This window comes from Nonomuraea soli, from assembly GCF_013761175.1.
In the GTDB taxonomy this organism is placed as follows: domain Bacteria; phylum Actinomycetota; class Actinomycetes; order Streptosporangiales; family Streptosporangiaceae; genus Nonomuraea; species Nonomuraea soli.
Map to the genome: position 1 here is coordinate 64275 of NZ_JACDUR010000015.1, position 14526 is coordinate 78800.

Genomic DNA, 14526 nt, shown 5'->3' on the forward strand with positions numbered 1-14526 from the left:
CGCGCAGCTCATCTGACCTGGTCGTCCGGGGTGCCGGTGACCTTCATCGTGTCGTTCCTGATCGAGGCGAAGAGCCGGGCCGCGCCGGTGGAGTCGAGCCTGACGATGCTCATGCCCCTGACCATGTCCGTGCCTTCGAGTGGCACGGTGGCCGAGACGAGCTGACGCGCGCGCAGGTCCTTCAGCTCGAAGGCCAGCTCGCGCAGTGTGGCGAGATCCACGCCCGAGTCGACGCTGATGGAGGTGGTCATCGCCTCCAGCAGGTCGTTGAGGGCGAAGGGATCGGTCAGGGTGCCCTTGCTGACCACCTTCGTGGCGAGAGCGCGCAGGAACGCCTGCTGCCGCCTGATCCGGTCGAAGTCGCCGCCCGGCAGGCCGTACCGCTGGCGTACGAACAACAACGCGCGCTCGCCCTCCAGGGTCACCTTCCCCTTCGGCCAGGTGACCTTGTTCGCGGGGTCGTAGACCTGCTCGGCGACGTCGACCTCGACGCCGCCAACGGCTCTGGTCATCGCCACGAATCCCGCGAAGTCGAGGGCGGCGAAGTGGTCGATGCGGACCTGGGTCAGCCGCTCGACCGTCGCGGTCAGCAGCCGAGGGCCGCCGAAGGCGTAGGCGGCGTTGATCTTGTTGTGCCCGTGTCCCGGGATGGCCACGTAGGAGTCGCGCGGAAGGCTGACGAGGAAGAGGTTCCTCCGGTCCGCCGGGACGTGCACGATCATGATCGAGTCGGCGCGCTGGTTGCCGCCCTCTCCCGGACGGCGGTCGGATCCGACGAACAGCCAGTTCTGCGCCTCGGTCACGGTCTTGTGCGGTCGGTCGGTCTCGGTGGGAAGCGCGTCGGGGATCCGCCGGATGTTGTTGTCGTAGGTGTACTGGCGCTCGGTCGCCAGGGCGACGAGCGTCGCGATCGGCAGGGCCAGCACGAGGGACGCGATGATAATGATCTTGCGTCGCCGGGGAGAGCGGGAGGGCACGAGCGAAACTTACCCGAACTACACAGAAGCTCATAAAAAGTACATATAGAATCAAACTCCACAAAAGTGGAGGTAGATCGCGTGAATTCCCAGCTGGCGGACCTCGCCGGGCTGGTCTGGCCGACGTCCGGCGCGGTGGTCGTCACCGCCGGCCCGGTACCGCCGGGCTACCGTGCCGCCGAGCGCTACGCCGTCGTCCCCGGCCGGAGCGGGCCCACGTTCCTCGTCCCCCTGGCGCCGCGCGCCGCCGCTGGTTCGCTGACCCGCTACGGGGCGCTCCGCCCCACCTCCGTGCGGCTGGCGAGGACCGTCCTGGGCGCGGGCTTCCGCATCGGCCTCGCGCAGTCCCTCCTGCGCGACCGGCTGACCGTCTGCATCGCCGAAGGCGCCGACCCGGCCGAGCACCTGGTCGTCTCCCACCTGTCGCAGGTGCTCGGCCGGCCGCTCCACGCTGCCATCGGGGTGCGCGCCCCCGACCCCAACTACAAGCCCACGCTCCAGCTCTTCGCCTCCGACGGCTCACCCGTCGCCTACGCCAAGCTGGGGTGGAACCGGGCCACCCGGCGGATGGGCGTGCGCGAGGCCCAGGCGCTCCAGGCCATGCGCGAGGTCAGCAGGGTGCGGGTTCCCCGGCTGCTGCACGAGGGCGAGTGGCGAGGTCTGCGGCTCACGGTGACCGCGCCGCTGCCGCCTGCCGTACGAGCTCATCGTGATCACGGCACCCCGCCTCCCGTGGCCTTCGACAGGGACCTGCGGAGCGTGTCCGCGCTCAGCGCCACGCCGTACTGGGCAGGTGTCCGCCGCGAGATCGCCGGGATGGACGACGAGCCGGCGTTCGCCGCCGTGCTCGCCGACCTCGCCGGGCGGCTCGAGAACGCCGATCCCGTCCTGGAATTCGGGCGCTGGCACGGCGACTGGGTCCCGTGGAACATCGCCTGGAACGGTCCAGAGCTGCACGTGTGGGACTGGGAGCACAGCGCGCTCGGCGTGCCGTACGGCTTCGACCGGCTCCACTGGCACTTCCAGGTGGCGCTGGTCCTGCACCGCCGGCCGCTGCGCGAGGCCTGCCAGGCCGTGTTCCGCGCGGCCCCGGAACCCGCGCTGGCCTGGTTGTACCTGTTGGAGATGGCCCTGCGCACCTACCGGCTCAAGCGGGAGGGCACCGGCTGGAACCCGGCCATCCACCCCGGGCTGGCCGAGGTGCTGTCCGAAGGAGGAGTCGGTGTCGGAGCCTAGGCTGAAGGCGCTGCTGGTGTGCTCCACCGGCGGTCACCTCACCCAGTTGCACCGCCTGAGCGGCTGGTGGGAGCGGCACGAGCGGGTCTGGGTGACCTTCGACAAGGCCGACGCCCGCTCGCTGCTGGCGGGCGAGGAGGTGCGCTGGGCCCACCACCCGACCACGCGCAACATCCCCAACCTGCTGCGCAACCTGCGCCTGGCGGTCCGGCTGGTGCGCCGCGAGCGGCCCGACGTGATCGTCAGCACCGGCGCGGGCGTGGCCTTTCCCTTCTTCCTGCTGGGCAAGCTGATGCGGATCCCGACGGTCTACATCGAGGTCTACGACCGCATCGACACCGGCACCCTGACCGGACGGCTCTGCTATCCGCTGGCCGGGCTCTTCCTGCTCCAGTGGCCGGAGCAGCGCAGGCGCTACCCGCGCGGCGTCGTCGTCGGGAGGCTGATGTGATCTTCGTGACCGTGGGAACCGACCACCACCGGTTCGACCGGCTGATGGACTGGATCGAGGAGTGGGCCGCCGGCCCCGGCGCCGGGGTGCCCTGTGTGGTGCAGCACGGGTCCTCGCGCGCCCCGCGCGGCGTGGAGGCGCACGCCTTCCTGCCGCACGAGCGCGTCCAGGAGCTGTTCCGCCGCTCCGCCGCCGTCGTGTCGCAGGGCGGTCCTGGCTCGATCATCGAAAGCCGTACGGCCGGCCGCAAGCCGATCGTCGTCCCCCGCCTGCCCGAGCTGGACGAGGTGGTCGACGACCACCAGGTGCGCTTCTCCCGGCACCTGGCCAGGCTGGGCGACATCGGACTGGCCGAGAATCGGCTCGCCCTCTTCGCCCACCTACGCCAGGCGCTGAAGAACCCCGGCTGGTACACGGCCTCGCACGACGCGGCTGCGGCGCACGAGGCCGTCTCCAGGTTCGGGGAACTGGTGGCCGAGCTCGTCAGCCCGTCGCGGTCAGCCCGAGCGCGAAGCTGAGGTCGGCGCTCCAGGCGTTGGCCTGGTGCACCTCGACCGCGATCGTGTTGGTCCCGGGGACCAGCAGGCCGGCGGAGGCCTCGAAGCGGATCCTGGCCCGCTCGTCGGCCCGTTCCTGCAGTCCCACCAGCGCGGGCGTGGAGTACCCGATGTCGCCCGCGGGCAGGTTGTCCCGGCCGATCTCCGTGCCGTTGACGTAGACCACCGCGCCGTCGTCACGGACCAGGTCGACCAGGAGCCTGTTGTAGACGGAAGGGTCGGCCACCTCGACGGTCGTGCGGAAGTAGGCGGTCAGCGGCCTGGGCGTCTGGCCCGCGGGGATGAGCCCGGACTCGTCACTGTCGCCGAAACCCAGCTCGGCCTGGCCGGTGGACCACGCGGAGTCGTCGAAGCCCGGCTCGCGCCAGGCCGTGCCGAGGTCGGCGCCGTCGTGGTTCCAGCGCCAGGACGCCTTGTCCTGGATCAGCACCGTCTGCTGCTCGACGGCCAGCACCGCGGTGGTGGCCGAACGGTTGCCCGCCGCGTCGATCGCCCGGACGAAGTAGCGGTGCGAGCCGCCGGCCGGGTCGGTGTAGGAGGTGCCGGAGACGACGGCGATCACGCGGTCGTCGCGCAGGACCTCGTAGCGCGCACCCGACTCCGAGGCGCCCCAGGTCAGCACGCCGCCACGCACGGCCAGACCGCTGGGGGAGGCAGGAGCGGTGTGGTCGGTGCCGCACAGGCGGCCGAACCCGCCCAGCCACTGGCCGCCCGCGCCCGCCTTCATGTCGCCGCCGAACCACAGGCAGCCGTTGGCGTCGGCGACCATCTCCCACGGGCCCATGCCGGCCCGCGCGTCGAGGATCGGCGAGAAGTTGGGCAGGTAGGCGCCCGACCTGGCGTCCCACGCTCCGATGAAGGTGATCTGGTGGGCGTTGGACCAGCCGGTGGGTGTGGGGTAGGAGGAGGCGTCGTTGTAGACGAAGTCGCCGCAGTGGCAGGCGCCGTAGACGACGCCGTCGAGCTCGGCCGCCGCCTGGAAGTCGCCGCCGGCCCTGGTGATGTGTCCGCTGACCCGCTCGAAGGTGTCCTTGGTGTAGGCCTGGAAGTCGTGTTCGGAGCCGCCGATCCAGACGCGGTCACCGAACTCCCTGACGACCTGGCGGTACTGCTTCTGCACGTCGCCCGTGCTGGGCTTCCAGTTCTGGTCCGCCAGCCCGGCCACCTGCGTGGGGGAGGAGGTCGTGGTCAGCACGGCGAGCTTGCGCGCGGGCTTGCCGTTCACGTTGCTGAAGTGGCCGCCCACGTAGACCCGCTCGGCGGTGGCGTCCAGCTCGATCGGGGTGCCGTCGAAGGTGGGCTTCCAGGTGCCGTCGGGCTTGCCGTCGGAGGCGCGGACCCGGGCGGCCCGTCCCACGGTGACGGGCGTGCCGGAGCTGATCCGGTTGAAGGTGCCGCCGAGGTAGATCCAGCCGCCCTCCTGGTCGAGGGTGCGGACCAGGGCCTTGGTGGTGAGGGTGGTGTGGGACACCTTGGTGCTCCAGCCCGCCACCGGCGCTCCGGTGGCGGGGTCGAGCGCGGCCAGACCACCGGTGTTGGTCGCCGCGTCGCCGAACTCGCCACCGATGATGATCTTGTCGCCTGCCGCCTGGATGTCCCAGACCTGGCCGTTGAGCACCGGCCGGAAGTCCGGCTTCCACTCGCCCGACCTCACGTCGAAGGCAGCGAGGTACGGCTGGGGGATCTTCTCGCCGGCCGCGCCGCGCTGGACGTACTCGAACTTGCCGCCCACGTAGAGGGTGTCGCCGAGGACGGCCATCGACTGGACCTCGACGTTCTGCTCGCCGGTGCCGCCGCCGACCACCCCGGTGACGCCCCAGGGGGTGGGAGAGGTGCGGTTGCTCACGAGCGGGGTCACCGTCGTGGCCGGAAGACCGTCGTCGGGGACGGCGCGGAAGTCGCTGGAGGTCAGCTTGGGCCGGATGAAGACCTGGGCGAAGGGGGTGGCGTTGCGCTCGGCGGCGTACTGCCACAGGTAGCTGGTGGCGGCCGAGGTCCCGGTGACGCCGGCCCCGAAGTTGAAGCCGCGCGTGTAGCCCTTCGTGGCCGACTTGGTGGTCCACACTCGCTTGAGGTCGGTGCCGCCGCGCGTGTCGGCGGTGGTGCCGGTCCCTGCCGCGCCGTCGAAGGTGGCCGACGCCAGCGGGTGGCCGGCGTCGAAGGTCCAGGACCAGTCCTTGCGGTCGGCCAGCTTCCAGCGCAGTTCCTGGCGGACGGAGCCGTCGGCGGTGGAGGCGCGGCGGATCCTCACGCCGTCGGCCAGCGCGTCGACCCGGCCGCCGTCCAGCAGTCCCTGCACGGTGTCGCCGGGCAGGGCGGCCACCCGGAAGGCCGCGGTGCCGTCAGGGGTGGAGCGGACCTCGGCGGGCGTGCCCTGCCCGCCGTACTGGAAGTTCCAGCCCTCCCGGCCGCGGCCGATCAGCACCCAGCCGCCGCCGTCGGTGGTCTGGTCGCAGTAGAACTGCTGCGGCGCGATCAGCGTGGCGGTCTGGAGCCAGTAGAGGCCGTCGGGGCTGGCGGGGTTCTGCTGCTTGATCGCCCAGCACGAGGGCGCCGCGGTCTCGGCGCTCAGGCCGGGCGGTGCCGCCTCGGCTGTGCCCGGCGTCATGGGGACGACCGCGATGGCGGCCGCGCCGAGCACGATCGCCAGTGCCCGGGGGGTGAATGATCTCATCTGTCTTTCCTGTGACTCAGAGGGACGGCCAGCCGAGGTCCTCGCCCAGCAGGGCGTAGAGATCGCGGTTGGCGGAGCGGTAGAAGTCGGTGAGGCGCTGCCTGGTCTCCTCGTCCATGGGAGGCGCCGGCAGGTGGTTGTGGCGCTCGGGGGTGCGCATGCGGTGCCTGGGCAGCCCCAGGAAGTCGGTGGCCCGGTCGAGCCCGGCCTGCTCGTCGCGGTAGAGCGTCTCGGCGGACATGATCAGGAAGCGCTCGCGGGGGAAGACCTCGAACCAGCGCTCCAACTGCGGCGCGTAGACGCCCCGGTCGCGGTAGCTGAAGAAGTCGTGGGCGCGGCTGTAGTAGAGCGGGTCGGCGGCCATGCGCTCGACCTCACCGGCCAGCCGGTCGTCCTCGGCCGCCAGGGCGTCCTCGAACGGCAGCGTCTCCACGCCCTTGCCGACCGCCTCCCAGTAGTGGGAGTAGGCACGCTTGACCGGGTCGCGGAGGAGCACGATGATCTTCGCCTCCGGCATGCGCCCGGCCACCCTGGCCGGGATGCGCGGGTCGTACATGTAGTACGGGCACGCCTCGCCGGTCAGCGGCCGATGACCCAGGCGCTCGGCCAGGCGGTCCAGTCGCGCCTCGGTGGCGAAGTGCGAGCGGTACCAGGTGTCGCCCTTGGCGTAGTGGGCGTAGAAGTACCAGGGGCTCTTCAGCCCGCGGGAGGCCGGGAACATCGGCATCACCAGCGGGTGCTGCACCAGGTAGTTCCACATCGAGGTGCTGCCGCCGCGCTTGGTGCCGATCACCAGGAAGTCGGGCAGGTGGCGCCGGTGCGCGGTGCGCACGCCGTAGAAGCGGGTCACGCTGTTGGCGGCGTCCTTGACCCAGCGGGGTGAGCGGTCCTTGAGGCTGCTCATCGGTTCCTCCTTGCGGAAACGAGCACGTCGAGGTGGAGGCGGTCGCGGTAACGCCACAACACGAGGGCGTATCCGGCGCAGGCGACCACCAGGTAGAGGGCGAAGGCGGCGGGCCCGGTGCCGAGCAGGGCACGCAGGGCCACGCCGAGCACGCCGAACCAGGCCAGCGCCCACAGGCCGGTCAGCGCGCCGGGGCCGAGCCCCAGGCGCAGCCCGAGCAGCAGCCGCACCTGCAGCGCCGCCAGCACGGTGTCGGTGAGCATGGTCAGCGCCCACGCGACGGCGGCGCCCACGACGCCGAAGCCCGGGACCAGCACCAGGTGCGCGACCACGCAGACGGCCAGCGCGACGGCCTTGTTGGCCAGGCTCCAGGAGCTCTTTCCGCCCATCAGCAGCACCGTCTGCACGTTGCCCGCGGCCAGCACCGGCAGCATCGACAGGGCCAGGACGGCCAGTGGCACCGCGCCGCCGGAGAAGTCCTCGCCGAACAGCGTCAGCACGAACGGGCCGAACACCGCCAGCGCGAGGTAGAGCGGCCAGGAGGCGGCCACCACCCAGCCGGTCGCCACGCCGTTGAGCCGCTCGGCCTCCTCCCGGTCACCCCGGGTGAGCAGGGCCGAGATCTGCGGCGCGATGGCGATCCTGGTGGCGGCCAGCACCAGCGTGCCGCTGGTGATGAAGCGGCCGGCGGTGGCGTAGACGCCCGCGTCGTGCGTGGACAGCGCCGCGCTGACGATCGGCACGCCGACCCAGACGATGGCCACCTCCAGCACCGCCGCGACGCCGCGCGGTCCTGAGAAGGCCCAGAACTCTCCGGCCACCCCCGTACGAGGTCCGGTTCGACCGCCGCGGCGCGGCAGCAGCCGCCACAACACCGCCGCGGCCAGCAGGCAGGCCAGGCCGCCCGGCAGCGACCAGGCCAGCATCACAGCGCCGGAGCCCCAGCCCAGTGCCGCGGCCAGCATGATCAGCAACGGCCTGGCCAGCGGCATCGCCACGTTGCCGATCAGCGAGTAGGCGACCAGGTCGCCCATGCCCCTGGCTCCGGCCAGCGCCACGTTGCGCGCCGCGGCCACGGCCAGGAACGGCGCGGCGATCTGGACGAACACCACAGCGTCTGGCGAGCCCGCGGCGAACGTGCCGGCGATCCAGGGCGCGAGCGTGTACATGCCGGCGGCGGCCAGTGCGCCGGCGACCAGCACGGGCGCGAGCGCGATGCCCGCCATTCGCCGCAGGTCCGCGGTACGGCCCAGCTCGCGGTAGCGGGGCATGAGCCTGACCAGGGCGGTGTCCGCGCCGAGTTCGGTGACCTCGGTCAGGATGGTGACGGCCGCCACGACCACGAAGAACACGCCCGCTCCGGCCGGGCCGAGAGTCCTGGCCACGACGACGGTCAGGACCAGCCCGGCCGCCGCCGCCACGATCGATCCGGTGAGCCCGATCAGCCCGCCCCTGGCGAACTCACGCAGCGGGTTCACGGCGTTCCCTCAGCAGGGCGGCGGCCGCGGTGAAGACGATCACGAGCTGGAGGCCACCGTCGAATCCGTAGTAGAAGATCATGAATCCGGCCATCACCGGCACCGCGTGCAACCACAATCGTTCGTCGGTGGCGGGCGAGCGGGTGCGCCAGGCCAGGCCCCACAGGACCGCGCAGAACAGTCCCAGCGCCGGGAAACCGAAGGAGAACATGACGTTCCAGAAGTGGCCCTGGGTGCCCATGGAGATCGGCAACGTGCGCGACGGCCTCGGCCCGCCGTACCCGAGGACGGGCGACTCGACGGTGGCCAGGAACGACTCGGTGTAGACCGCCTGCCGTCCCGCCGTGGTGGTGCTGTGGTCGGTGCGCACGTCGATGGAGTCGCCGACGCCCGAGGCGTACGCGCCCGCCCCGGCTGCCACCAGCAGCCCGGCGGTCGCGACCAGCAACCCCAGCCTGCCTCGTACGGCGAAGCGGACGGCGACGTAGACCAGCCCGGCGCCCAGGGCCAGCAGCATGCCCCGGTTGAGCGTGGCGAAGGCGGGGACCAGCGAGGCCGCGGCAACGACGCCCAGGACGATCCGCACCCTGCGCGAGCCCGTCGTCATCAGCAGCAGCACGAACGGCATCAGCAGCGCGAAGTGGCTGCCCCACGCGTTGGTGTAGGGGAAGGGCGCGCTGGGTCGCTGGAAGGGTTCGGGGGCCCCGTACGGCCACTGGATCTCGGCGAACCGCGGGTGCACGAGGTCGCGGACGTAGGAGTTGCCGGTCAGCGAGCCGGGCAGCAGGTGCTCCATCGGGGTCGAGAGCGAGCCCTCCGGGAACAGGTAGCCCAGGAAGCCGCCCGCGACCACCCACAGCCAGAAGACCACGACCAGCGCGACGAGCCGACGCAGCGGCAGGCGCTCACGCGGCAGGTTGTAGACGTAGACGAACACGACTGTGGCACCGGCGTAGGTCATCAGCCGGAAGACCAGTCCGACCAACCGCTCGGGTGTGTCGATCCTGCTGGCCGCGGCGACGGCCAGCAGCAGGAACACCATCCAGAGCCCGAATCCCCTCGGCACCCGGATCCCGCCTCTGATCACCAGCACGAGCATCATCGGCACGGCGAGCAGCACCGCGGCGAAGGAGCCCAGGCCCAGCGACCACCACAGGGGATATCCGGCGAACAGCAGGTAGAGCGGCCACACGGGCACGGGTTCAGACCCCGCGTCCGCGTGCGTTGAGCACGGCGAGGGTACGGCGGGCGGTGACCAGGCGCAGCCCCATGGCCAGCGCGATCACGGCACGCGGCTCGCGCCAGTTGGCGGCCAGCGCGCGGGCGGCCCACCGGCGGGCGGTGGCGTGGTCGCCGCTGGCGGCCCGGTAGAAGGCGACCTGCCCCCTGATCCTGGCCAGGCCCACGGGCTCGGTGGCGAACTCGGGGTGCTTGCCCAGCAGGTAGGTGAGGGCGTCGGCGATCATCGCGAACCTGTCGGCGAAGAACGAGCCGCCCCAGTTGACCCGGACCAGCGCCTGGGGCACGCAGGGGATCGGCCCGCGCCTGGCGATGCGCAGCAGCAGGTCGTAGTCCTCGGCGTAGCTGCCGGGCAGCCGCTCGTCGACCGGGCCGATCTCCAGCAGCGTGCTGCGCCGTACCACCAGCGAGGAGGGGTGCAGCTCCATCACCCGATCGCGCAGCAGGTGGCGATGGGTGACCTGCCCGTACGGCACGAGCCGCGTGGTCGCCGAGTCGCCCGAGACGATCTCGATGCCGGAGGCGATGGCGTCGGCCTCGCCCCTGGCGGCCAGCTGCAGCCGGATCTTGGCGGGCAGCCACTCGTCATCGTCGTCACAGAAGGCCACGAACTCGCCCGTGGCTGCGGCGATGCCGGTGTTGCGCGCTCCGGCCAGGCCGGGGGCGTGGTCGTTGCGGACCACGCGCAGGGTGCGGCCGGGACGGACGGCGATGCCGAGCTCCACCGGCTCGGACTGGTCGAAGACCACGACGACCTCGATGTCCCCGGGGTGATCCTGGTCGAACACGGCGACGACCGCCCGGCGGAGCAAGGGCAGGCGATCGCGCGTGGCGATGACCACGCTCACATCCAGGGGATTCAGCACCCGCGCAGTTTACTCCCTCTTTGTCCTGTTTATGTAGTGAGATAGCATTTTGTATTATGAAGATGCGTTTGATCCGTTTTGGTGTGCTTGGTCTGGCGCTCCTGCCCGCCGCACCCGCCGTCGCGGACGTCGGGGCCGAGTCACTCTTCACCGTGAAGGACCAGCGGATCGCCCAGTCCAGCGGCCTGGCCGTCAGCGAGGACGGCGCCCGGTTCTACACGTCGGGCGACGCCGGCAGCGGCCTGGACGAGGTGTGGGGGCTCGACCGCGACGGCCGTACCGCTCTCACGGTCACCCTGCCGGCGGGCAGCAACGAGGACTGGGAGGACATCGCGGTGACCCGCGGCGCCGACGGCCGCAGCAAGATCTTCCTGGCTGACACCGGCGACGCCTACACCGTGCGCAAGAAGGCAGGACAGGCACCGCGGACCGAATTCGGGCTGACGGTCTTCGACGAGCCCGCGGCCGGCGCGGCCGGCACAGTCGCCGCGACCGGGGTCGCCGACTACCGGCTCGCCTACCAGGACAACGCCTCACGCAACAGCGAGGCGCTGCTGGTACAGCCGGGCACGAGCAGGGTGTTCCTGCTCACCAAGACCGAGCGGCCCGGCGAGAAGCCCGACCTGTGGGCCGCTCCGGCCCTGGTGGCGGGCAAGGTCAACACGCTGACCCGGCTGGTGCCCGGGGTCCCGGTGCCGCACGCCACCGGCGCTGCCTTCTCACCCTCGGGCGACCGGCTGGTGATCCGCGACGACACGACCGCCTACCTGTGGAAGGTGTCCGGCGGTGACGTGGCCGGAGCCCTGCGGGCGGCTCCGATCAGGGTCTCGCTGCCCGACCAGCGCCAGGGCGAGGCGGTCACCTTCACTCCCGACGGCCGCTCCCTCCTGGTCAGCTCCGAGGGCCCCGCCCAGCCGGTCTGGCAGGTGCCGCTGCCGATCGAGGCCGGTGGCGTGCCCCCGGCCACTGCCCTGGCCCCGGCGTCGGCCGCGGTCCTGGACCGGGACCGGGCGGGCGACCTGCGCATCCTGCTCATCGCCTGCGCTGCCGCCGCCGCCGCGGCGACCGTGGCCTTCATCCGCAGGCGCCGCCGGGCCTGATCCACTGGGATGACCAAAGCAAGGGGGGTCCCCCCTTGCTTTTTTGCGTCAGCTGAGCAGCAGGGCCCCGGTGACCGGGACGCTGAACTCGGTCAGGAGCGCACGCAGATCGTGCACCTCGGCTGCGCGGGTGCGCTCGGCAGGAACGATCAGCACCGCCTGGTCGGCGTGGTGGCCCAGCCCGAGAATGTGGGCGGCGCCCGGCCGTACCGGCAGTCCCACCAGGGTGTAGTCGGGCCGGTCGGCGGATGCGCCCTTGCCCTTCTTCGGCAGCGACGACCTCATGGGCTCGGGGCCGGTGTGGTCCTCGATGCGCACGCTCTTGCCGAACCCGGCCAGCGCGGTGCCGAGCCCCCCGCAGGCGGCGGCCGCCTGGCCGGCCTCGGCGGGGGAGGCGGGAAAGGCCACCAGGACGGTCTGCGGCTCGTCACCGGAGAGGTTGACCAGCCGGGCGGCGAGTTGCGCCTGCGAGTCGCGACCGAGCCCGGACAACACCGGCCGGTCGAGGAGACCCGACAGCTCCTCCGGACGCCGGATGCGGGTGTCGAGGAGCTGACGGGCGAAGGCGAGCGCCAACCCGGCCAGCAGCCCCAGCACCAGCCCGCCGGCCAGGAACGTCAGCCTGGTCGGGAAGGCCCGCAGCGCCGGAGGCACGGCCTTCTGGGTGACGTACCCGGGCCTGGTGTCGATCACGGCCAGCGCGTCGGCCTGCTTGCGCAGGTCGCCGATCTGGCTCGTCAGCTGGGCACGCTCGGTGACGTCCTCCTTCTTGGCGGCCGTCAACTGGCGGGAGAGCTGCTCGACGCGGCTGGTGATCGCCCGCTGCACGGCGTCGGCGTCCTCGGTCACCCGCCGGCCCCGCACCTCCAGATAGGCCCCGGCGAAGGCGTTGGCCCCCGCCGCCGCCCTCTGCGGGTCCGCCGCGCCGTACTCGAAACGCAGGACCTGGGTCGAGTCGGGAACCCGGACCTCCAGGCCCTCGCTCAGCTCGCCCGGGTCGCCTCCCAGGGTCCTGGCGACCTCGGCGGCCACGTCCCGAGAGACGGCGATGGCCCTCTCGGTCGGCATCGACAGGGTGCGGTCGACGCCGGGGCCGTTGGAGCCGAACGGGTCGGTGGTGACGTTGCGCGCCTGGACCTCGGCCACGGCGACATACCGCGAGGGCACCAGGTTCAGCGCCACCGCGCCTCCCAGCACTCCGAGCAGTGGTGGCACGGCCAGCCAGGCCCGGTGCCTGGTCAGGAAGCGGAAGTAGTCGCGCAGCTCGATCGAGCCCCCCGGATGCGTCACTTCACATTCTCTCTCTAGTAGGCGCCGGAGCTGCGGACCACGGCGAAGACGGTCTTCCAGAGGATCTGCAGGTCCAGGGTGAGGGACCAGTTCTCCACGTAACGCAGGTCGAGCCGGACCGACTCCTCCCACGACAGGTCGGAGCGTCCGCTCACCTGCCACAGGCCCGTGAGGCCCGGCCGTACGACCAGGCGGCGGCGCACGTCCGCGCCGTAGCTGGCCACCTCCTCGGGCAGCGGCGGGCGCGGCCCCACGAGCGACATCTCCCCCCTGAGCACGTTGACCAGCTGGGGAAGCTCGTCGATGGAGTAGCGGCGCAGGACACGCCCGATCCGGGTGATGCGGGGATCGGAGCGCATCTTGAACAACACTCCCGCCCGGTCCGCGGCGAGACTCATCTTGAGCCGCTCGGCGTCGGCGACCATCGTGCGGAACTTGTACAGGCGGAACTCCTGGCCGTCCTTGCCCACGCGGGTCTGCGTGAACAGCGCGGGGCCTGGTGTCGTCCACCTGACCAGCAGGGCGACCGCGAGCATCGGTACGGCCAGCACCAGCAGGATCGCGCCCGCCGCCAGCCGGTCGAAGGCTCCCTTGGCCAGTTGCCGGTAGCCCGAGAGCTCCGGGTGCCCCACGTGCAGGAGCGGCAGTCCGGCGATCGGGCGGATCGAGGTGCGCGGGCCGGCCACCTCCATCAGCGCCGGAGCGACATAGAGCGCGATGTCGCCGGACTCCAGCTGCCACGCCAGGCGCCGCAGGGCGGTGCCGTCGAACTCCGGGCAGGCCAGCACGGCCACGGTGTCCGCGCCGTACTCGCGCACGACCTCGGGAACGGTCGAGAAGTCACCGGCGACGGGCACGTCGACCTGGCCCCGGTGCGGAACCGTCGAGGGCAGGCAGGCCGCGACGACGTCGAGCCCGTGATGACGCTCTCTGCGCAGCAGCGTCGTCAGCGCCCGGATCGACGCCGGATACCCCACCGCGACGACCCGGTGAGTGAGCAGCCCGCGAGCCTGCCAGCCGTGCAGGCGCTTGCGCAGGAGATGGCGTCCGGACAGGGTCAGCAACGTGGCCAGGGGCAACGCCACCACGACATAGCCGCGTGCGTAGGGTGTCTGGGTGGCGTAGGCCAGGGTCGCGACGACCGCGATCAGCGTGGCCGCCGCCTGGAAGACCCGGCGGAACTCCTCGGTGCCCACCCCGGCGAACCTCGGCTCGTAGCCACGGGCCGCGCCGATGGCGGCCGGCCAGAGCACGCACAACACCGTTCCGACCACGACCTTCTGGGGGGTCAGCGTCGTGGACATCGTCCGTGCCAGCTCGATCAGGCAGGCGACGGCGATGGCGGCACTGTCGGTGAGGACGGCGTGGCGGGCGTGCCTGCGCAGCCGGGGTTGCGTCGCGGTTGCCGGACGCGGCTGCGGTGGGGGCAGCGAGAACGCGGTGCTCATGGGGGCTACTTCAAGTAGAACAAATCAGACTTAAGGGACTTTACTCCTACTTGGTAACAAAGCTCCCTCTTCTGTTCAAATGTATCCAGATCTATACCTCCTGACATGCGAAAAGGGCCCCCGGAGGGGCCCTTTTCGATCATGAGCTCAGCTGATGCGCCAGGTGTCGCCGCCCTGCAACAGCGCGGCCAGGTCACCCGGCCCCTTCTCGGCCACCGCGGCGTCGACCTGCTCGTTGATGAGCGTGTCGTAGGCCGGCCGGTCGACCTGACGGAAGATCCCGATCGGGACGTGCTCGAACGCCGG

The 14526-nt window shown here is 71.6% G+C and carries 12 protein-coding genes and 1 pseudogene; 4 read left to right on the forward strand and 9 right to left on the reverse strand.

Translation table 11 applies throughout. From position 1 onward, the window contains the following. Positions 1-8 precede the first annotated feature (8 nt). On the reverse strand, positions 9-926 hold the full coding sequence (locus HNR30_RS46415; RefSeq protein ID WP_181616645.1) for an LCP family protein: 918 nt from the start codon (positions 924-926) through the stop codon (positions 9-11). A 132-nt stretch (positions 927-1058) separates the two neighbouring features. Here HNR30_RS46415 and HNR30_RS46420 point away from each other — a divergent pair, with 132 nt between their 5' ends. From HNR30_RS46420 to HNR30_RS46430, 3 genes are read left to right on the forward strand one after another with little or no spacing between them, the layout of a single operon-like run. Then, complete coding sequence (locus tag HNR30_RS46420) at positions 1059-2213, forward strand: phosphotransferase family protein (protein WP_181616646.1); 1155 nt, start codon at positions 1059-1061, stop codon at positions 2211-2213. Beyond that, positions 2200-2664 carry a PssD/Cps14F family polysaccharide biosynthesis glycosyltransferase gene (gene pssD / locus HNR30_RS46425; protein WP_312895080.1) on the forward strand — a complete coding sequence of 155 codons (465 nt, stop codon included), beginning with the start codon at positions 2200-2202 and terminating at the stop codon, positions 2662-2664. Before HNR30_RS46420 ends, pssD begins: the two co-directional genes overlap by 14 nt. Beyond that, entirely contained in the window at positions 2661-3182 is a 522-nt protein-coding gene (locus HNR30_RS46430) for a glycosyltransferase (RefSeq protein ID WP_181616647.1), read from the forward strand. Before pssD ends, HNR30_RS46430 begins: the two co-directional genes overlap by 4 nt. Here HNR30_RS46430 and HNR30_RS46435 read toward each other — a convergent pair. The 5 genes from HNR30_RS46435 to HNR30_RS46455 are packed head-to-tail and all read right to left on the reverse strand — an operon-like array spanning position 3148 to position 10382. Then, positions 3148-5895 (reverse strand): fibrinogen-like YCDxxxxGGGW domain-containing protein, encoded by a 2748-nt coding sequence (locus HNR30_RS46435; RefSeq protein ID WP_181616648.1) that lies wholly within the window; start codon positions 5893-5895, stop codon positions 3148-3150. The two genes, HNR30_RS46430 and HNR30_RS46435, sit on opposite strands and share 35 nt — an antisense overlap. Before the next feature lie 16 nt (positions 5896-5911). Further along, a complete protein-coding gene (locus HNR30_RS46440) occupies positions 5912-6799 on the reverse strand; it encodes a sulfotransferase (protein ID WP_181616649.1) in 888 nt (295 codons plus the stop codon). Further along, on the reverse strand, positions 6796-8277 hold the full coding sequence (locus tag HNR30_RS46445; protein ID WP_181616650.1) for a lipopolysaccharide biosynthesis protein: 1482 nt from the start codon (positions 8275-8277) through the stop codon (positions 6796-6798). Before HNR30_RS46445 ends, HNR30_RS46440 begins: the two co-directional genes overlap by 4 nt. Next, on the reverse strand, positions 8261-9475 hold the full coding sequence (locus HNR30_RS46450) for an O-antigen ligase family protein (RefSeq protein WP_181616651.1): 1215 nt from the start codon (positions 9473-9475) through the stop codon (positions 8261-8263). The genes HNR30_RS46445 and HNR30_RS46450 overlap by 17 nt, the downstream gene beginning before the upstream one ends. A 4-nt stretch (positions 9476-9479) precedes the next feature. After that, on the reverse strand, positions 9480-10382 hold the full coding sequence (locus HNR30_RS46455) for a glycosyltransferase family 2 protein (RefSeq protein ID WP_181616652.1): 903 nt from the start codon (positions 10380-10382) through the stop codon (positions 9480-9482). A 56-nt stretch (positions 10383-10438) separates the two neighbouring features. Here HNR30_RS46455 and HNR30_RS46460 point away from each other — a divergent pair, with 56 nt between their 5' ends. Then, positions 10439-11482 (forward strand): hypothetical protein, encoded by a 1044-nt coding sequence (locus HNR30_RS46460; RefSeq protein ID WP_181616653.1) that lies wholly within the window; start codon positions 10439-10441, stop codon positions 11480-11482. Between the two features lie 48 nt (positions 11483-11530). Here the strand turns inward: HNR30_RS46460 and HNR30_RS46465 are convergent, their stop codons facing one another. The 3 genes and pseudogenes from HNR30_RS46465 to HNR30_RS48935 form a co-directional block, all read right to left on the reverse strand. Next, positions 11531-12772 carry a GumC domain-containing protein gene (locus HNR30_RS46465; protein ID WP_181616654.1) on the reverse strand — a complete coding sequence of 414 codons (1242 nt, stop codon included), beginning with the start codon at positions 12770-12772 and terminating at the stop codon, positions 11531-11533. Between the two features lie 14 nt (positions 12773-12786). Next, positions 12787-14220, reverse strand: coding sequence for a sugar transferase (locus HNR30_RS46470; RefSeq protein ID WP_181616655.1), 1434 nt, complete (start codon positions 14218-14220; stop codon positions 12787-12789). Between the two features lie 147 nt (positions 14221-14367). Then, positions 14368-14526: pseudogene (locus HNR30_RS48935) on the reverse strand (2-oxoacid:ferredoxin oxidoreductase subunit beta); the annotation flags it as partial.

Bases quoted from the DNA above. Each gene is read 5' to 3' on its own strand.
- HNR30_RS46435 (WP_181616648.1), bottom strand. From the start codon at position 5,895: ATGAGATCATTCACCCCCCGGGCACTGGCGATCGTGCTCGGCGCGGCC.
- HNR30_RS46440 (WP_181616649.1), bottom strand. From the start codon at position 6,799: ATGAGCAGCCTCAAGGACCGCTCACCCCGCTGGGTCAAGGACGCCGCC.
- HNR30_RS46460 (WP_181616653.1), top strand. From the start codon at position 10,439: ATGAAGATGCGTTTGATCCGTTTTGGTGTGCTTGGTCTGGCGCTCCTG.
- HNR30_RS46470 (WP_181616655.1), bottom strand. From the start codon at position 14,220: ATGAGCACCGCGTTCTCGCTGCCCCCACCGCAGCCGCGTCCGGCAACC.